This window comes from Pontiella sulfatireligans (genome assembly GCF_900890705.1).
GTDB classification, from domain to species: domain Bacteria; phylum Verrucomicrobiota; class Kiritimatiellia; order Kiritimatiellales; family Pontiellaceae; genus Pontiella; species Pontiella sulfatireligans.
The window spans coordinates 2,742,591-2,761,171 of record NZ_CAAHFH010000001.1; the positions used below are offsets into that span (position 1 = coordinate 2,742,591).

Genomic DNA, 18,581 nt, shown 5'->3' on the forward strand with positions numbered 1-18,581 from the left:
GTGCTATTCAATGGCAGGGGGACGTAGGATGCTGGTTTACCAAGGGAAAACTTCCGAATTCATAGAAGATGTCCGTAATAATACGCTAACTGACATTATGACAGATAACTTCTCCAACCGATGGGGGCATAAGGTTGGCGCAAGTGAACTAACATCGTGGCAGAACTCCTTGTCACGAGTCAGGGACTTGATTGAAATAGCCCAACTCCATGACAACATGATCGCCTTGGAATATGAAATTCCATACAGCCAACAAAATCGAATTGACTGTTTGCTGTTTGGTTGTGGAGAGGGCGCGAGTAAGAATGTTGTTCTGATTGAGCTAAAACAGTGGTCGTCCGTTAAGGCTCTACCCGATGAAGGCAATTTCGTTGAAACATATACAGGAGGAATGGAGCGAGTTGTTCCACATCCTTCACAGCAAATTAAGGGCTACCACCACTATCTAAAAGGATTCATCTCAGAGTTCGAAAACGAACCGGAACTTACTCTCTTCAGTTGCGCATACTGCCATAACTACAATAACAAGATGGGCGAAGGATTATACCACCCGATTTACAATAAACTGATCGAAGACTTCCCTGTCTATTCCAAGCAGGATGTACAAAATTTTGCGTCTAAGCTGAAAGAACTGCTATATGCAGGAAACGGATTTGAAATTTTCAATCGATTCATGCAAAGCTCCGTTAAGCCGTCCAAAAAACTTCTCGAAAATGTAACAAAGGTCATACAGAATGAGTCTGTGTTCTCGCTCCTCAACGAGCAGCTGGTTGCTAAAAATCTCATTTGGTCAAAGGTACGGAAGTTCAAGGATAAAAAGACTGTCATAATAGTTCACGGGGGGCCGGGCACCGGGAAATCACTGATCGCACTCAACGTCTTAGCAGAAGCAGCCAAGCGCGGGAAAAAGGTTTTTTACGGGTGCAAATCAAAACCATTTATCGAAGGCCTGAAGAAGCTGGTCGGAAGCACTGGGGCAATTCTTTTTTCAAACCTATATCGTTTTCTACCTTCAAAGATGGAGGAAAATGAACTCGATTTGCTCTTAATTGATGAAGCCCATCGGATCGAAAAAACGAGCAACCATCGCTATACAAGAATAGCTGATAAAACGGATATGCCTCAAATTGACCAATTGATTCGGTGCGCGAAAACGGCGGTATTTTTTATTGATGACAAACAAAACGTAAGGTCACAAGAAATTGGCCATTCAGGTTTAATAAAGGAATCTGCAAAACGTATTGGATGTGAGTTGGCAGAAGTTACCTTGTACACACAATATCGTTGCATGGGATCAAATAACTATCTGCTCTGGCTGGAATCAGTGCTGGGGTACACTGATGACATTCATAAATTTGATGAGAATGATATTTTTGACTTTCGTATATTTGACTCAGCCGAATCCGTGTATGAAGCGCTTTCTGAAAAAGAAGCTGAAAAAGCCAATTCCGCTCGAATGGTGGCGGGTTTTTGCTGGCCATGGAGTAAGGATTTAGATGCTGAAGGGCAGCTTGAAAAGGATGTGAAAATCGGTAAGTTTGCTATGCCATGGGAAACACATGGGAATATTACAAAACCACCGAAAGGCTATGTTAAATGGTTCGAGTGGGCATATAAACCAGAAGGCTTCAAACAGGTTGGATGTATTTACACAGCCCAAGGGTTCGAGTTTGACTACATCGGAGTAATTATAGGTGACGATCTATGCCCCAATCCTGAGAGCACTCGTTTAACTGCCAATATGGACGCAACATTTGACCCAACATTGCGCCGGAGTGCCGATAATTTTGAACATCACGTTAAAAATATTTACCGAACGCTCCTCACGCGGGGCATGCGTGGTTGCTATGTGTATTTCACAAACAAGAATACCGAGCAGTATTTCCGCAATCGGGTAGGCGAAAACATGAGTTAATAATCAATTGCGAACTAACCCAATGGGTAAAAGTGGCTGCACTCAGGGTTTACCTCCCGTATCACATCCACAAGGATCTGCTGAACGAGAAGCTCAATGTCAGGCGCTTTGCTCTCCCTGTTCCCCGCAACGTTTAACACGCAGCTCTCAGGAGGTGTCGCTTGGTAGTCCTCGTAGTCGTTCTCGCCGACACCGTTCAGCCATCTCACGATCTGCTTTACCGCTCGCTCCCTGCTTACCCGTAGTAAGTCGATATGCTCATACGGCTTCCCGTGCTTGCGAGCAAATTGGATCGTCCGAAAGCTTCCACGTTTCGCCATGCCATAGGTAAAGATGATGGCGGCATCTGAGTCGATGACGTTGGCTTCGGTGCGCTGAAGGTAATCCTTGGTGCTGGTCTCAAGAAGGTTGTACTTAGAGGGTATCGCACCGTCCTCGGAGAGTCGGCCTTTGGGGCACCATCCGCCATGCGGTAGCGGTACGACTCGGTTGGCGTTGTCCGACTTGAACCTGCCCCACGGCTTCGACGACCCGCAAAACTCAACGCACTTGACACCGTCCAAATCAATAATGCATTCCCCGTCCAAGCCCAGCGCCTCGCCAGTACGACACCCAGTAAGCAGCACGAAGCGCATAGCCGCGTTGTGCTTCGACTTCACCTCATGGGTAAATGGTAACAGCACGTCCCGCACTTCGTCGGCGGTGAACGCCCATTTCGTCGGCATCTTGGACACCTTCGGCGTAGCTATGACCGCCATCCTGTTCTTTTCAATCAATTCATGATCTACAGCAAAATTCAAGAACGCACACACTGCCTGCTTCTTCTGCCCGATGGTGCTCGCTGCGTTGTCCGACTGCTTCAACGCGCTTATGTAGCTGATAGCGTATTCACTGGTTGCAAGGTCAACCATCTTAGCTGAGAGATCGCCCCCCGCAAAGGCGGTGAGCATAGCGCGCCCTTTCTTTTCGCTGGACGCTCTAATCTCTTTGATCTGGTAGTACAGCTCCAACGCTTCGCCGAACGTACACGCCTTCGCTGCGCCCTGTTGCTGTTCACTACGCTGGGAGTCGCCGATAATAAAGCGTCCGAGGGCGTCCACGTTGCCACTGATCTGCAAGGTAAGCTCGTTCATCACACGCTGGGCTACACGGTCAATCGCCCCGACCACGGCCTTTAGCGACGCCCTGAGCTCCTGCTGCGTGTCGCCCGCAACGCCGATCTTCCAGATGGCCTCACCTTCATGCATTACAACTGAGTTTATGATATGCGACGCGGGAAGCGTATCCTGCTCCCAATAGCGGCGCAATTGAGCATCGCAGTACGACAGTCGACTGTGGAACTCCTCCAAGTCGGAGCGCTTCCACTCCGCCAGCAAGTCGGCAGCAACCTGCTCCAGCGTGTCGAGTCCCGTAGCGCCTGACCGTATGTCAGCCCACCGCGCCTGCATCTCTCCGAGTACCTCCATCGCGTAGCTGTGCGCCTTAGAAGGTGAGTCAGTCTGAGCGCTCTTCACAATGTGGGGCTTTCCACTGAACTCATTGCCTTCTGCTTCTCGAATGTCTTTAGGAACAGGAATACGAATTGAGAGTGTATTTACGCCCTTGCGATTGATTACGTATTTCGGTAGCTTCATCGGTCTGTCCTCGTTGGGTGGTTTCAGTTGATATGCGGAAGGTAGCGGTGGGCGGACTCACAAACAACACAATAATAACACAAGTTTACACAGAGGCAAATGCAGGGCGACGGCGGTTTTGATCAATAATAGAGCTATAGTTGAACGAAACGGCAGTCGCAGGACTAATACATAAAGGACTCAAACAATCCTTGAAATGATTTATTAAAAAGCCACAATGGGTTCTATCTGCATTTGACCATGCGAGGAGATCAATATGAGTGAAGAGAAGAAAGAAGATGTACAGGAACAACAGGAATTTCTGAACGGCCACGAACAACTGCTTAATAGCATCAACAAGAAGGTGGCGGAAAAAGAGGCCGAAGAAGAAGCCCCCGTTGCAGGAACAAAGCCGGAAAAAACGCCGCCCGAGCCCGAACCGGTTGCTGAGCCCGAAGCCGTTGCAGAAGCAAAGCCGGAAGAAACGCCGCCCGAGCCCGAAGCCGTTGTCGAGCCAGAGCCCGTGGCAGAAGCCGTTGCTGAGCCCGAACCGGTTGCTGAGCCCGAAGCCGTTGCGGAAACAAAGCCGGAAGAAACGCCGGCCGAGCCCGAAGCCGTTGCTGAGCCCGAACCGGTTGCTGAGCCAGAAGCCGTTGTCGAGCCAGAGCCCGTTGCCGAACCTGAGCCTGTAATTGAACCGTCCGCTACGGCACCTGTTGCCGCAGCCCCGGCAAAAACGGAAGCGCCGAAACCCGCACCCCAAAAGAAGTCCTCTAAAAAGAAAAGCCCCCCTTCCAGGCATCACGAGCGCAACCAAACTGAAAAAGAGAGGCATGAAGAGCTGCTGAAGCAGCAGGCACTGAAACAGTCGGAAGTGACGGATGTCCTGAACTTCATTAAGAAATATGCAAAACCGGTTTTGATCGGCTTGCTGGTAATTATCTCGGCGTATCTCGTCAAAAGCATCGTCCAGACGAACCGCTTGAAGAAAAACGCCAAAGCCGATGCCGCACTGATGCAAGCCCGATCGCCGGAAGCGTTGCAGGCTGTACTGGACGACTTTGGGTCCACTCCCTCTGCACCGCTGGCCATGATGGCGCTGGCACTGGATAAATTCAACGCCGGACAGACTGCGGAAGCTTCGACGCTCTACAATACGTTCCTGAAGGAATACCCCGCTCACGAACTGGCGCTGCAGGCCGAGCTGAATAAAATCAACTGCATCGAAGCCTTGGGCCAGCTGGGCGACGCCCACTTGCTGTTCAGCGAGTTTGCCCAGACGAACCCGGAATCGCATCTGGCGCCGGTTGCCCTGCTTGGAAAGGCGCGTTGCCTTGAAAGCCTGGATCAGGTCAACGACGCACAGATTGCCTATGAGGACATCATGGTCAACTACCCGGAAAGCACTTGGGCGATTGAGGCGGAAACCCGTCTCAACCGAATGAAGCGCTAGAAACCGCGCAGCACCGGAAACCGCCAGCCACGGAGAGCGACCCGCCCTCCGTGGCTGAATATTTTTTGTCAAGCATCGCCTCCACCCCGAACACCTTTGTTTTAAACGTTCAATAGCAAACAATGTTCTTGTAAAGCCGCCGAGCGATTGTTTTCATCGGCTAAACACATAAGGGGGAATTGCAGATGGCCGGAAAAACAAAGAAAAAACAAAAATCACCTCGCATCCTGATTGTTACGCCGGAGATCACCTACCTTCCTTCAGGCATGGGAAACATGACCAACAAGCTTTCGGCGAAAGCGGGCGGCCTTGCGGATGTTTCCGCGTCCTTGGTTTCCGCGCTCTACGAGCTCGGCGCGGATGTACATGTGGCGCTCCCCCACTACCGTAAAATGTTTCATGTGGATATCGGCGGCTTTATCGACGACGAACTTTTGATCTATAAAAGCAAGCTCCCCGACGACCGCATCCATCTGGCAGAAGACCGCATTTTCTATTATCAGGACCATGTCTACAGCAACTCGCAAGAGACCGACTTGAAGATTGCACTGGCCTTCCAGCGCGAGGTGATCAACAACATCATCCCAACGGTCAAGCCCGACCTGATCCACTGCAACGACTGGATGACCGGCCTAATCCCCGGCGAAGCCCGCATGCTCGGCATTCCCAGCCTGTTCACCTTCCACAACATTCACACGGTGAAAACAACGCTTGCCCACATTGAGGACCGCGGCATCGATGCGGCGGAATTCTGGAGCAACCTTTACTATGAATGGCCTTCGGCAAACTATTTCGAAGCGCGCGAGAACAATCCCGTGGATTTCCTGTGCAGCGGCATTTTTTCATCGCACTTCATCAACACCGTAAGCCCGACCTTCATGAAGGAGATCGTGGACAACCAGCACAGCTTCGTGCCGGCCAACATCCAATGGGAAGTGGCCAGCAAATACCATGCTGGCTGCGGCACCGGCATCCTCAATTCGCCGGACGCTTCGTGCGATCCCGAAACCGATGAATACCTGATTGAACGCTACGGCGCCGCCGACCACTTCGCGGCCAAGCGCAAAAACAAGGTCTTTCTCCAAGAACGCCTTGGCCTCGAAATCAACCCCGATGCACCCATGCTGTTCTGGCCATCGCGCCTCGACCCCGTCCAAAAGGGTTGCCAGCTGGTTTCGGACATTCTCTTCAAGACCATCGATAAATACCGGAATGAAAACCTTCAATTCGTATTTATCGCCAACGGCGCCTACCAGCAGGTTTTCCACGACATTGTATACCAGCACGACCTCTACAGCCGCGTTGGCGTCTGCGATTTCGAAGAAGGGCTTTCGCACATTGGCTTCGCCGCTTCCGATTTCATGCTGATACCGTCCCTGTTCGAGCCCTGCGGACTCCCGCAAATGACCAGCGCCATCTACGGATCGCTGCCGATCGCCCGCGACACCGGAGGCCTGCACGATTCCGTAATCCAGATGGATGTGGAGAACGGAACCGGCAACGGTTTCCTCTTCGAAAACTACGACGGCGACGGCTTGGCCTGGGCGATCGACCAAGCCATGGAGTTCTACCGCCTCGACGAGCATACCCGCGGCACCCATGTGGGCCGGATCATGACGGAAAGCAAAAAGCGCTTCAACCACGAGGTCACCGCACAGGCCTACATCGACATCTACCAGCAAATGCTTCACCGCCCGCTGGTCGATGAAGTCTTTGAGAAAGTCAACTAGGAACATCTATGAGAGATCCCAAGCTCGCGAAGCTTTCCGACGACCCCTGGCTGGAGCCGTTTCTCGGACAAATCCATCAACGCACCGAACACATCAAATATGTTGAAGACCGCCTGACCGGCGGCAAAATATCGCTCAACGAATTTGCCAACGCCCACGAATACTACGGACTGCACTTCCGCGACGGAAAATGGATCTTCCGAGAATGGGCGCCCAACGCCACCGCCATCTACATGGTCGGCGACTTTTCCAACTGGAAACAGGAAGACGAGTTCGCCCTGCACTACGGCGACGGAAACGGCGTATGGGAAATCGAGATCCCGGCCGAAAAGCTGAAGCACGGCAGCCTCTATAAACTGAAGATGTACTGGCCCGGAGGCGAAGGCGAACGCCTGCCCGCCTATGTCCGGCGCACCGTGCAAGATCCAGAAACCCACATTTTCACCGCGCAGGTCTGGCATCCGGAAACGGCTTATGACTGGAAGCATCCCGACCCGGTCAAGCCGGTCGGTGCGCCGATCGTGTATGAATCACATATCGGCATGGCGCAGGAAGACGCCAAAGTAGGCTCCTACCTTGAATACAAGGAAAAGATCCTGCCGCGCATCGTTGAAATGGGCTACAACACCGTCCAGTTCATGGGCATTATGGAGCACCCCTACTACGGCTCCTTCGGCTACCACGTCTCCAACTTTTTCGCCGCCTCCTCGCGCTTCGGAACCCCCGAAGAACTCAAGGAGCTCATCGATGCCTGCCACGAAGCCGGCCTCGCCGTCATCATGGATCTGGTCCACTCGCACTCCGTAAAAAACGAAGAGGAAGGCCTCTCGCGCTTCGACGGAACCTCCTACCAATATTTCCACGAAGGCGCCCGCGGCGACCACGATGCCTGGGACTCGCGCTGCTTCGACTACAGCAAGCCGGAAGTGCTGCACTTCCTGCTCTCGAATTCCCGCTACTGGCTCGATGAGTTCAAGTTCGACGGCTACCGCTTCGACGGCGTTACCAGCATGCTCTACCACCACCACGGCCTCGGCACCGCCTTCACCGACTATTCGTGCTACTTCGACGGAGCGGTCGACAACGACGCCCTCGCCTATCTGGCGCTGGCGAACAAGCTCATTCACGAAGTCCGCCCGGCGGCCATCACCATTGCCGAGGACGTCAGCGGCATGCCCGGCCTCGCCGCCCCCGGTTCGGAAGGCGGTTGCGGCTTCGACTACCGCCTCGCCATGGGCGTGCCCGACCTCTGGTTCAAATTGGCCAACGACACGCCCGACGAAGAGTGGAGCATGAACGGGCTCTACCACGAGTTGACCAACCACCGTGCGGAAGAACAGGTCATCAGCTATGTTGAATCGCACGATCAGGCGCTGGTCGGCGGCAAGACCTTCATCTTCGAGCTGATCGACAAAGAGATGTACTACAGCATGCACGTCGATTCGCAGAACCTGATCGTCGCCCGCGGCATCGCGCTGCACAAGATGGCGCGCCTCGCCACCCTCGGAGCGTCGGCCCACGGCTACCTCAACTTTATGGGCAACGAATTCGGCCATCCCGAGTGGATCGACTTCCCGCGCGAGGGCAACAATTGGTCATACCAATACGCCCGCCGCCAGTGGAACCTGCGCGACGATCCGACCCTCAAGTTCCACAGCCTGGCCGAGTTCGACCAAGCCATGGTCAACTTGATTCGCGGCAAAGGCGTGATCGGCCACGATCCCGTCGTCTTCCGGCTGATCAACGAAGGCGACAAAGTGATGGCCTTCGAACGCGACGGACTGGTCTTTGTGCTGAACTTCCACCCGAACAAGTCGTTCTCCGACTATCCGGTGGATGTTACTCCCGGCAAGTACCGGCTGGCTCTGAACACTGATTCCCCCGCATTCGGCGGATACGACATTGTTCAAGGCGAGCAGACCTACGAAAGCTTTTCCTTCCACGACGGCGAACACGACCGCAACCAGATCAACCTATACATCCCAGCCCGCACCGGCTTCGTGCTCGAGCGGATTTAATCTTTCAGCCGGAGGCGGTGCTGCAGCCGGAGGCGGCGGTTCCGGATCTGCAGCAGCGGTTCCGGATTTACAACGAGGAACATCGAAATGAATACAAACCTGCCAGAAATCGTTGCCCTTTCCGCATTACTTTTGACAGGTTGCGCCAGCGCCAAGCCGGATGCCTACCGGGTCTATTTCGGTACGTCGGCCAAGGGCGAAGAGCGCGGGATATACATGGCCAAGCTCGACATGAAAACCGGCGCCCTTTCCGAGGCGGTCCGGGTTGCAAAAGCGACGCGTCCGGGCTTTATCGCCATCCACCCGAACGGGAAAACCATGTATGCCACCGGCGAAGGAATCGACGCTGAAACCCAACGGGACGGCGCCGTCAGCGCTTTCCAAATATTGAAAGACGGCATGCTCGCCGACCTCAACACCCAACCCTCCGGCGGCGCAGGAACCTGCCACGTATCGCTCGATCCCGAAGCCAAAAACCTCCTCGTCGCCAACTACATGGGCGGCAGCTGTTCGGCCCTGCCCATCCAATCCGACGGATCGCTGGCCACCCCCGCTTCCACACAGGTGCATTCTGGATCGAGCGTCCATCTCAAACGCCAACAGAAACCCTTTGCGCACTCCATCAACACCTCGCCCGACGGGCGCTTCGCGTTTGTGGCCGATCTCGGCATCGACAAAATCATGATCTACCGCTTCGATCCGGAAACAGGAACGCTCACACCGAATGATCCTCCGTTCGCAGCAATCGGGCCAGGTGGCGGACCGCGCCACTTCACCTTCCACCCCAATGGAAAATTTGCCTATACCAACCACGAGCTGAACGGAAAAGTCACGGCGTTCGCCTACAACCAGGAAAGCGGTGCTCTGACGCCCATTCAAACCATCTCGACGCTTCCTGAAGACTTTGCCGAGGACAATAAAACAGCAGAAATCATCACCTCTCCCGACGGGCAATTCCTCTATGTCTCCAACCGTGGACACGACAGCATTGCCATCTTCGGCATCGACGCCGACACCGGCAAGCTGACCTTCGTCCACCGCGAACCTGTCCGGGGCGAAGTTCCGCGAAACTTTAACATTGATCCAACCGGGACCTATCTGCTGGCGGCCAACCAGAAGACCAGCAATGTCGTGGTTTTCAAAATCGACCGCAAAACCGGCCGGCTCGAATACACCGGCAGCGAAATCAAGGTTCCCAACCCCATCTGCGTGCGTTTCCTCCCCCTGTAGCAGGGTCGTGGATTTTTATTCGGCCGGAATCGCCTGCGCAAGTGTGACGTCACACCTGCGCAGGTGTGACACCCCAGTGTTTCCAGATATTGAAACCGCCTTTCAGTTGACTCTATTGAGATAAAATACCAATACTCCGGTCATCATTTAAGGAGAGCATAGCAATGGACTTTGACGTAATTGTGATTGGAGCCGGCCCCGGGGGATACCCCGCGGCCATTAAAGCAGCCCAACTGGGCGGAAAAACCGCAATCATCGAGCGCGAATGGCTCGGGGGCACCTGCCTGAACTGCGGATGCATCCCCACCAAAACCCTGATTGCCGGCGCTGAGGTTTATCAAAAAATCCTGCATGCCGACACCTTCGGCATCAACGTCGGCACGCCCGAGATTGACTATCCGGCCATGAAGACCCGAAAAGACGGCGTGGTCGATACGCTCAAGAGCGGCATCGGCTCCCTGCTGAAGGCCCACGGCGTAACCGTATTCGAGGGCGAAGGCTCCTTCCGCGACGCCAACACCATTGCCGTAAAGGCCAGCGACGGCGCGACTCAAGAAATCACCGGCAAAAACATCATCATTGCAACCGGCTCCACCTCCACCGTCCCGGGCTTCATTCCCAAACACGAGCGCATTGTGGAAAGCCGCGCCTTCCTCGATCTGGAAAAGCTGCCCGAAAGCCTCCTCGTCCTCGGCGGCGGCTACATCGGATGCGAGCTCGCCTGCATGGCCGCCGGACTCGGAGTCAAGGTTACCGTGGTGGAACTGCTCGCCGACGTGCTGATGCTGCTCGACAAGGACGTGCGCCAGGTCGTTAAGAAAAACATGAAGGACGCCCTCGGCATGACGCTCATGACCGGCGACGCGATGGAAAACATTGCCGCCACCGACACTGGCGTAACCGCCACCGCCGGCGGCAAGACCATCGAAGCCGACATGCTGCTCGTGGCCATTGGCCGCAGCCCCGTCACCGACGGGCTGAATATTGAAGCCGCCGGCGTGGCCGTCAACGAACGCGGCTATGTGGAAGTGGATGAATTAAACCGCACCAACGTGTCCGGCATCTACTGCATCGGCGACGTTTCCGGTCGCCTGCAGCTTGCCCACGCCGCCACTTCTCAAGCGATGTATGCTGTGGAGCACGCCCTCAAAGGCGAAGAAAAGATCGAAGAGGTCGTCATTCCCGGCGTCATCTTCACCTCCCCCGAAGTGGCGCTCGTGGGCATCACTGAAACCGACGCCAAAACGCAGAGCTTGGAAATTTCCACCGGCAAGTTTTATTTCCGGGGCCTCGGAAAAGCGCTGGCCTCAAACGAAACGGAAGGCTTCGTGAAGATTATCGCCGACAAGAACACCGACCGCATCCTCGGCGCGCAATGCGCCGGCCCGCATGCCACGGATCTCATCAGCGAAATGGTTGTTGCTGTGCGCGAAGAGCTGACGGTGGAGGAGCTCGGCAACACGGTACACGCCCACCCGACCTTCGCGGAAGTCTGGATGGAAGCCGCGCATGCGCTGCACAAGGCCTGCATCCACGCGCCTCCCGCACGGTAGCCCCTGTCATAAATTCATGATTTAAAACGTCCTCTGAACAAGGGCGTTTTTTTTGGTCTGGCATGATTGACCCGCCGCAACCAAACCTATAGCTTTTTCGCCAATTACGAATAAATGAACCAATAAACATGCAAAAAAAACTGATCCAGCTGATCTTCCCCCTTCTATGCGCCGCCGCGTGCGGCTTTGCGCAGGATACCATTGTATTCAAAAACGGCGACGTACTGACGGGGAAAATCCTCAAGCAGGGCGATACGCTCATTCATTTTAAATCGCCGGCCTTTGGCTCTGTAGGCCTGAATATGCGGGACATTGCCGAAGTCCGCACAGGGAACGAGGCGATCGCCGTTGACCCCGCTCCGCCCGCCGAAGTCGCTGTAAATCCTGAGACAGCCATAGTTCCAGCCGCTGTCGATAAGCCCGAGGCCCCGGTTGAACAGCCGCAGGTTGCGAAAAACATGCCCAAAGCCGAAGGGTTCGCCACAAAAAACCCGAAGCCAAAACCACAAAAGAGCAAATGGTCGGGACAGGCCGGAATGCAGGTCGCCGTGCGCGAATCCAACACCTTGCGACGACAGGGTGGCAATCTGGTTGAAAAGGAAGAAACATTCAACTCATACCGAGTCTACGGCAATATTGGATGGAAGGGCGAAAAAAACAACCTGCGCTGGGACTGGGCCTACCGCTACAGCAAATCCGACGTGCGAAAAATCGACGACTTCTACAACGTTAAGCAGAATTTTAAGCACCACTTTACGCCGAAATATTTCCTCAGCTCGAATTCCCTTTTCCAACGCGACTACCGCCGAGGCATCGACGGCGAATTCCTGCAGACCGCTGAAATCGGCGTTAAATGGATCAATAACCCGCCCAACTTTACCTTTACCACATCAGCTGGCGGCGGCTACCACGCCTACGAGCGGGACGAAGACCAGTATTCCAACGCCGAAGGGAAATTTGTGCTAGACGAGTCCATCCGCTGGCAGCTGATCAAATCGCTGACCCTCTTCCAGAAATACACCCACCTAGGCAACCTGGAAAACTATCACTTCGTCTTTACCAGCGGCCTGGAAAACAAGCTGATCAACGACTTGTTCCTGCGCCTTGAATACCGCCTCGACCGCGACACCGAGGTCAACTACGACGACAAGAGCTACTACGACAAGGCATTGCTCACCAGCCTGCTCTACAAATTCTAGAGCGAGTCACGAATAATACCGTCTTCCTATCGGTTTTATGATGTTCGTAGATGCGACGAGGACGTCGCACCTACGAAGGTTTAGGCTGAAACCATTCTGAAGGCAGTATAAAAACTGGCACCATTTGCAGGGAAGACAGACGCCCCGACTATCCACTTCACCCAGCATGATGAAACAATCGGCGACGTGTCGCATGCAATCCCATCACCGAAGCCGTCTTCGTCGGCAGCCACGGACATGGAATCCCACAGTTTTCCTGTTCGTTGCCGAGCATGACAGCGCATAGTGATTCCTGTTGAACATTAACGAAAAGAACGCCGACTAATGTGCTGTTCCTGCTGACGGCGTTTGGCGCGTCGATAGAAGAGAATACCTCCGGAACCAATCGTTATTAGCAGCACGCTGGAGGGTTCGGGAATTTGTGTGTCTGTGCCTACTATTATTCCCCCGCTTGTTGCTGTCGCACTATCAGATATGGCAAGTCCCGTTCCTGTATACGTTAAACTTACCCAGCCGTAATCATCGCTACTATCCGGCTCATCTGGCTTAGGTGAACCAAACATATCAGCCCAACATGAAAAATATTTTGTTTCATTCATTGAAAAAGTTACTGTGTTAAAACCTGTGTCGAGTGCGTTCTCCCAGTCTTCGGCTGAGGAAGGTGTGAACTCAACGCCAGGGCTTGATAAAAAAATATGATAATTAAATGCAATCAAGCCTGCACTAAACTCATAATTACCTGCACCTAAATCGCCAATCTGAACGCCTAAACCTGTCTGCCGATTGGGTGTTGGAGCAACGAGTAGAACCGACGACGGACTGGATGGAATAAAAGCCGCATTGTTAGTGATTACATCGGCTTTTGCGTAAGCGACGCAGATCACAAACAAACTAACCGTTGTCACATGCATGTATATTTTCGTTGTCATGACTATCCTTCTTTCGTTGGAGACAAGCCTACCTCAAACTCTCAGGTATTTCCTGATATCCAAGATCTGACAAATCAATTGTTGATAGAGTATAACCCGTAAGGCTCATGACATCATTGATCTCACCCTTGAAGTTCACAATGGAGGTTCCAGAGCCCCCGTGAGGATATACCCACAGTGTTGTTAGAATGGGTTCGTGGTTTAAGATTATGAATCCGGGATTACCTGAATCGAATTTCCGCATTCCAGGCCCACCCAAACCATCTATACTCGAATCATAGTAATTTGTTCTACTGCCGTAAATGGGAAGAGAGTAGGAGCAATCTCCAGCAATAAAGCTTATGTTTGTTGCAGTGATCGATCTAACGCTATATAAATCATGGATCAAAGCCCTTTCCTTCTGATCCAAGCATAATCCCGGCACATGGATATTCACTTGCCCAAGATAATTGGTGTAGTTGTCGGGTAAAATCTTTACAAAACTAAACCGATTAGTCGGCACGTCCTGAGATAGTACTGCAACGGTGAGGTCAGCATGGTTAGTGTCTATGTTATGTATTGACTCGATGGTTGCGATATAAACCCCGTTTGTAGCATCCACAAAACGAAGCGTTTCTCCGGGGGGCACATTAAAGAATCCACCGGGCGGCAGGGCAAATATATGATTTACAAACAACGCATGCCTTGGGCTGATTAATGTTCCGGCTCGCTTATAAGAATCAAAACTATTCCACGGACTGCACATGGTTAGATCGATGTCCGCCGCCCAGCAATTGGTGTTGCGGATATATTCCGGGGTCGTGTTGTCATATGTGGAAAGAATTTCGATGGAATTGCTCGGGCTCTTGCCGATCAGCCGGGTATCAACCGCCCGCATGGCATCGGCGAAGGCATAGTTGTTGGTGTTGTAGGCGTAGAGGTCGGTTCCCAGCTTGTATTCCCACAGGTTGTCGATCCAGTCGCCGTCCGGGTCTGCAAAAGCATCGGCCGCATTCGTGTAGGAAAGACCATTCAAATATTCCCACCAGTCGGGGATCCGGTCGTAATCCCCGTCATAGATGGACATCGGCAGCTCCAGGTCGTAGTCCATCGTGTGGTTGGTGACGGAGACGACCAGCTGCGTCATCGGCTCGAAAAAGTCCAGCGCCCCGTTGGTGGCAATGTCCTGGTACAGCTCCAGCCAGAGGCTCCATACTTCGTTCGAGGTGCGCTGGTCGACCACCACGGGATCAATCAGAAAAGTACCGTTGGTCACGACGACTTGCTGCAAGACCGTCTTCTCAACCTTCCCCTGTACAATGTCCCACGGTGTCGGAGGTATGGAGAAGTCCATCAAGACGGCAGCGGCATAGACGGTTCCGGTCAACGATGAGAGGTTCGTGACCGTTCCCTGCAAGCTGACACAGTAGTGCAGCGGGTGGTTGGGATCGGTTCCACAGCTAACTTCGTCGGCATCCGGGACGTTGTCGCCATCGTTATCGAAAAGCGTGAACGATATGCCGCTGTCGTGATTGGTTATGTCCAGAGTGGATGTGTAAAATGGCTCACCCCAATCGAATGCATTGTCCCCATCGACATCCACCAGCACCTGTATCACGGGAGGAAGCGGCGAATTAATGATCTGATGGGGATAGCGGAACTGTCCGTCACTCACCACGGTAGAATTTGATGCGCTCCAGCCTGCCATGCCGAGCGTATAGCTTGCCCGAATCATCGCGGACATTCCGGTCTGGTTGTCCACTTCTCCCAGTATGGTGACGCAATAGTTTTCGATATTGGTCGGCGAGGTTCCGCATAAAACCTCATCCCCATCACCAACGCCGTCTTCATCGGAATCGTAGTCGAATATCGAAGTGAGGTACTCAAATGCTTCTTCATAGTCGGTCAGCCCGTCGGCATCATAGTCGTTTGTTGACACTGGGCTGTATTCATCGGCGCCCATGTCGGGAGCGGCATCCCGTGGCTGGCCGTGGAAATCATACCAGCTCAACGTGCTTGTCGTGCATGCGTTGATGCAGGGCGAGTTCGAGAGTATCAAACCATCCCGCAGCGCAACCCCGTTTGTTTGAATCACTCCATCCGCACTGTCCACATCCAGAAGGTAAGCCGTGTTCGGGACTATGGCCGACAGGATTTCCGTGCTGTAGCGCCCTGTGGAATCCGATGCATGGGCAACGGCATAGTTGCTGTTGGTTGCGAACGATTGATCCCAGAAACAGTTTTCGATCCGCACATCGATGGAAGCAGGCGCATTGCCCAGATTTATAGAACTGGTGCCGAACAGGATGCCGTGCGAAATATTGGTGGATGAATTGAAATTGAGAAACGAGCAATTCGCAACGTGCACCTTCGGGGAATCAACAAGGTAGATGCCCGACTGCACGTGATCCCCGTTCGCTCCCCGGATGATGCAGTTGTTGAACCTAACCGTTTTATCCGATGATCCCAGTCCGTAGAAGCCAACGTTCCAATCGCTGTCTCCCAAATCCACCCTGACGCCATCGAAATATGGAGCGGCACCATAAAACGGACCACTGCCATGTCCGAGATAGAACCCCATCTGCATGGAACGCCAGCCTTGCGTCTGCTTAATGTTCAGACCACGGATAATAGTCCGATTATCTTGCCGCTCGCTGAGAAAGAAGGCGGCGAACCCGGAAGACCGGACTTCAACAGTGCGGTTCGTTCCCCAGTTGTCCGACATCAACATGATCGGATGGTTCGGGAAGTTCAGGCCAACATTAGCCCCTCCTATATATAAACCCGGCGCCATCTCGATGATGGAATAATTGGTTGAGGCATTGAAGGCTCCGAGAATGGTTGCATAGGTGTTGGAGTTCCCCGCATGGGCGGGATCGACCCTCAGTTTGGTGATGGATGAACTGTCGCTGCTGTTGGGGTTTAAACCATAATAGCATTCGTAGACATTGGGCAGCATGTCGTGGTCGGGATCGAGAATCATGTCCAGGTCGTCGTTGGGATCGAGCGCATATTGCAGTTCCCACGCATCGTCCATAAAGTCGCCGTCGGAGTCCGAACTGAAGCGGTCGGTCTTGTAGAGCAGAACCTCTCTGGCATCAACCAGTCCATCGCCGTCAGTGTCCAAATCTGCATTACCAACCCTGTACGCACGGAACTGGAGGTTCGTTTGCGTATCCGCCCAAACCACTGTCGTGCTGCCTGTGGTGGCCAAGGCCGATGAAACGATAGTCCATTCACCCTCAGTCAGATTTGTTGTCGCATACACTTCCACCCGGTTAGTGAATGTTTCGGGGTATCCGATTTCAATTTCAACAACCGAGTTGGTATTGGTGGTGCTGTTTATCGCCACCACGAGATTGGTTGGCGATTCAGGCAAGGCCATTAGCATAGCCATCGGAGCTATCGCCATGGATTCTAAAGCTTGTGCCTCCTGCGTCTCTGCATAATCCGCGTAGAATAATTCCGGCAAAAGCGCAAAGTCGGCCGCAATATGGGCAGGATCGAAAATCCACCTGTTGAACTCGTCCAGCTCTTCGCCTTCCTCCAATTGGAAATGCAAGGTTTGCCAACTGTAGGGGTCATAGTTCTCGACAGGGAGCCTGTAGACCTCGGTGCCGTACGAGTTTAGGAAAACTCTTTCACGAGGGTAAACGGATGGGTCTTCATAAACCGACACCCTATAGATCGGATACCCATTCGCATCCATTTCAGCATACATCTGCGAGGTGAATGTCTTTGGGAATTTCGTCCAGTCCACCGGGAGGGCGGTTTTGACAGAATGGACGTACACATCTTCAGATGGCGGGCTGATAGGAAGCCATTGATATTGCTGCTCCACGAACAGCGCTTCCAGCTCATAGATGCTGTCAACAACATCGATGCTGGTTCCCTCAACGGGCAAAGTTGCACCGGCCACCAATGGAGCCATCAGAACTACGAACGGAGCGAGTAGAATTACAGCCTTCATGCTTCCACCTCGCAAATTGCTTACCACGAACCCGCATTTACTCCTTCCTCTGAAAAACAACAACCTATTTTTTCTGATAAATATGATCCTAGTATTTTTTACTAGATGTTCTTATCATGAAAAATCAAGGGTTCTAGATTGGTATTCCTGCCTATTGCAACGCCTCCCTTTTTTGGCAACGTCACCTTGTCGGGACATGCAGCCGACCGGTTTTTGTTACGGTCTTTCCGGGCAAATAAAAAAGCGGCCCGCAGGCCGCTTTTTTTATTCCTTCGGATGCTTGGAAGCGCGCTTCCTTTTCCTCCGCCTAATCCCCCAGCCGGCCAGCAGAAACACGGCCGCCACAACCAGCATGGGCAGCACGTCGCTCGGCGCCGGGGCGCAAAAGGGAATGGTAATCGCGTCTTCCATTTAGGCTATGCGTTTTAAGCAAAGTTGTAGCCGGGGGCGGTGACCCCGGATTTTCGCAAACGAAGCTTTCCAACAGGAAGGCGGGGTCGCCACCCCCACCTACAGCGCCTCGCTAGTTTACTTCAACCAGCTCCAGCTCGAAATTCAGGTTTTGTCCGGCGAGCGGATGGTTGGCATCGATGGTGATGGTTTCTTCCGCCACCGCTGTAATCTGCACAGGCACAGGCTGTCCTTGCGGGCCCTGCATCTGCAGGCCCATGCCCGCTTTCGGCTCGAGGCCTTCGGGGAGCTGGCTCTTTTCAAATTCCATAACCATCTCGTCGCGCTTCTCGCCATAGGCTTCGGTGGCGGGAATGTGGATCGATTTCTTCTCGCCCACAGCCATGTCCTTCACGCCGGTTTCAAATCCGGGAATCACCATGCCGGCGCCCATTTCGAATTCCAGCGGATCACGGCCTGCTGACGAGTCAAACTGGTTGCCGTCGTCCAACGTGCCGGTGTAGTGAATTTTAACTTTCTGTCCGTTTTCTATCATTGTACTGCCTTTCTTTTAATTCAGATCAACAAAGAGCGAACCATAC

12 protein-coding genes are annotated in these 18,581 nt (G+C 53.2%); 7 read left to right on the top strand and 5 right to left on the bottom strand.

Annotation, left to right across the window (positions count from 1 at the left end; translation table 11 throughout):
• Positions 1 to 28: 28 nt before the first annotated feature.
• On the top strand, positions 29 to 1,915 hold the full coding sequence (locus SCARR_RS09235) for a DUF2075 domain-containing protein (protein WP_168433166.1): 1,887 nt from the start codon (positions 29 to 31) through the stop codon (positions 1,913 to 1,915).
• Between the two features lie 14 nt (positions 1,916 to 1,929).
• Here SCARR_RS09235 and SCARR_RS09240 read toward each other — a convergent pair whose 3' ends face one another.
• Entirely contained in the window at positions 1,930 to 3,549 is a 1,620-nt protein-coding gene (locus SCARR_RS09240; protein WP_136061294.1) for a YpsA SLOG family protein, read from the bottom strand.
• Between the two features lie 256 nt (positions 3,550 to 3,805).
• Here SCARR_RS09240 and SCARR_RS09245 point away from each other — a divergent pair, with 256 nt between their 5' ends.
• The 6 genes from SCARR_RS09245 to SCARR_RS09270 all read left to right on the top strand — a co-directional run bounded on the left by SCARR_RS09245 (position 3,806) and on the right by SCARR_RS09270 (position 12,711).
• Complete coding sequence (locus SCARR_RS09245) at positions 3,806 to 4,981, top strand: tetratricopeptide repeat protein (protein ID WP_136061296.1); 1,176 nt, start codon at positions 3,806 to 3,808, stop codon at positions 4,979 to 4,981.
• Positions 4,982 to 5,166: 185 nt separating this feature from the next.
• The gene (locus SCARR_RS09250) at positions 5,167 to 6,711 is read left to right on the top strand and encodes a glycogen synthase (protein WP_136061298.1); all 1,545 of its coding nucleotides are present in this window, start codon (positions 5,167 to 5,169) and stop codon (positions 6,709 to 6,711) included.
• Positions 6,712 to 6,719: 8 nt separating this feature from the next.
• Entirely contained in the window at positions 6,720 to 8,729 is a 2,010-nt protein-coding gene (locus SCARR_RS09255; protein ID WP_136061300.1) for an alpha amylase C-terminal domain-containing protein, read from the top strand.
• A gap of 87 nt (positions 8,730 to 8,816) precedes the next feature.
• Positions 8,817 to 9,959: a lactonase family protein gene (locus SCARR_RS09260; RefSeq protein ID WP_136061302.1), complete on the top strand. Its 1,143-nt coding sequence runs from the start codon at positions 8,817 to 8,819 to the stop codon at positions 9,957 to 9,959.
• 164 nt (positions 9,960 to 10,123) lie between these two features.
• Complete coding sequence (gene lpdA / locus SCARR_RS09265; protein WP_136061304.1) at positions 10,124 to 11,512, top strand: dihydrolipoyl dehydrogenase; 1,389 nt, start codon at positions 10,124 to 10,126, stop codon at positions 11,510 to 11,512.
• 128 nt (positions 11,513 to 11,640) lie between these two features.
• The gene (locus SCARR_RS09270; RefSeq protein WP_136061306.1) at positions 11,641 to 12,711 is read left to right on the top strand and encodes a DUF481 domain-containing protein; all 1,071 of its coding nucleotides are present in this window, start codon (positions 11,641 to 11,643) and stop codon (positions 12,709 to 12,711) included.
• 302 nt (positions 12,712 to 13,013) lie between these two features.
• Here the strand turns inward: SCARR_RS09270 and SCARR_RS09275 are convergent, their stop codons facing one another.
• The 4 genes from SCARR_RS09275 to SCARR_RS09285 all read right to left on the bottom strand — a co-directional run bounded on the left by SCARR_RS09275 (position 13,014) and on the right by SCARR_RS09285 (position 18,535).
• On the bottom strand, positions 13,014 to 13,640 hold the full coding sequence (locus SCARR_RS09275) for a PEP-CTERM sorting domain-containing protein (protein ID WP_136061307.1): 627 nt from the start codon (positions 13,638 to 13,640) through the stop codon (positions 13,014 to 13,016).
• Between the two features lie 28 nt (positions 13,641 to 13,668).
• The gene (locus SCARR_RS09280) at positions 13,669 to 17,589 is read right to left on the bottom strand and encodes a hypothetical protein (RefSeq protein WP_136061309.1); all 3,921 of its coding nucleotides are present in this window, start codon (positions 17,587 to 17,589) and stop codon (positions 13,669 to 13,671) included.
• 264 nt (positions 17,590 to 17,853) lie between these two features.
• Positions 17,854 to 18,000, bottom strand: coding sequence for a hypothetical protein (locus tag SCARR_RS28125; RefSeq protein WP_168433167.1), 147 nt, complete (start codon positions 17,998 to 18,000; stop codon positions 17,854 to 17,856).
• Between the two features lie 112 nt (positions 18,001 to 18,112).
• Entirely contained in the window at positions 18,113 to 18,535 is a 423-nt protein-coding gene (locus tag SCARR_RS09285; RefSeq protein WP_136061311.1) for an FKBP-type peptidyl-prolyl cis-trans isomerase, read from the bottom strand.
• Between the last annotated feature and the right edge of the window lie 46 nt (positions 18,536 to 18,581).

Bases quoted from the DNA above. Each gene is read 5' to 3' on its own strand.
- SCARR_RS09235 (WP_168433166.1), top strand. From the start codon at position 29: ATGCTGGTTTACCAAGGGAAAACTTCCGAATTCATAGAAGATGTCCGT.
- SCARR_RS09240 (WP_136061294.1), bottom strand. From the start codon at position 3,549: ATGAAGCTACCGAAATACGTAATCAATCGCAAGGGCGTAAATACACTC.
- SCARR_RS09245 (WP_136061296.1), top strand. From the start codon at position 3,806: ATGAGTGAAGAGAAGAAAGAAGATGTACAGGAACAACAGGAATTTCTG.
- SCARR_RS09250 (WP_136061298.1), top strand. From the start codon at position 5,167: ATGGCCGGAAAAACAAAGAAAAAACAAAAATCACCTCGCATCCTGATT.
- SCARR_RS09255 (WP_136061300.1), top strand. From the start codon at position 6,720: ATGAGAGATCCCAAGCTCGCGAAGCTTTCCGACGACCCCTGGCTGGAG.
- SCARR_RS09260 (WP_136061302.1), top strand. From the start codon at position 8,817: ATGAATACAAACCTGCCAGAAATCGTTGCCCTTTCCGCATTACTTTTG.
- lpdA (WP_136061304.1), top strand. From the start codon at position 10,124: ATGGACTTTGACGTAATTGTGATTGGAGCCGGCCCCGGGGGATACCCC.
- SCARR_RS09270 (WP_136061306.1), top strand. From the start codon at position 11,641: ATGCAAAAAAAACTGATCCAGCTGATCTTCCCCCTTCTATGCGCCGCC.
- SCARR_RS09275 (WP_136061307.1), bottom strand. From the start codon at position 13,640: ATGACAACGAAAATATACATGCATGTGACAACGGTTAGTTTGTTTGTG.
- SCARR_RS09280 (WP_136061309.1), bottom strand. From the start codon at position 17,589: ATGAAGGCTGTAATTCTACTCGCTCCGTTCGTAGTTCTGATGGCTCCA.
- SCARR_RS28125 (WP_168433167.1), bottom strand. From the start codon at position 18,000: ATGGAAGACGCGATTACCATTCCCTTTTGCGCCCCGGCGCCGAGCGAC.
- SCARR_RS09285 (WP_136061311.1), bottom strand. From the start codon at position 18,535: ATGATAGAAAACGGACAGAAAGTTAAAATTCACTACACCGGCACGTTG.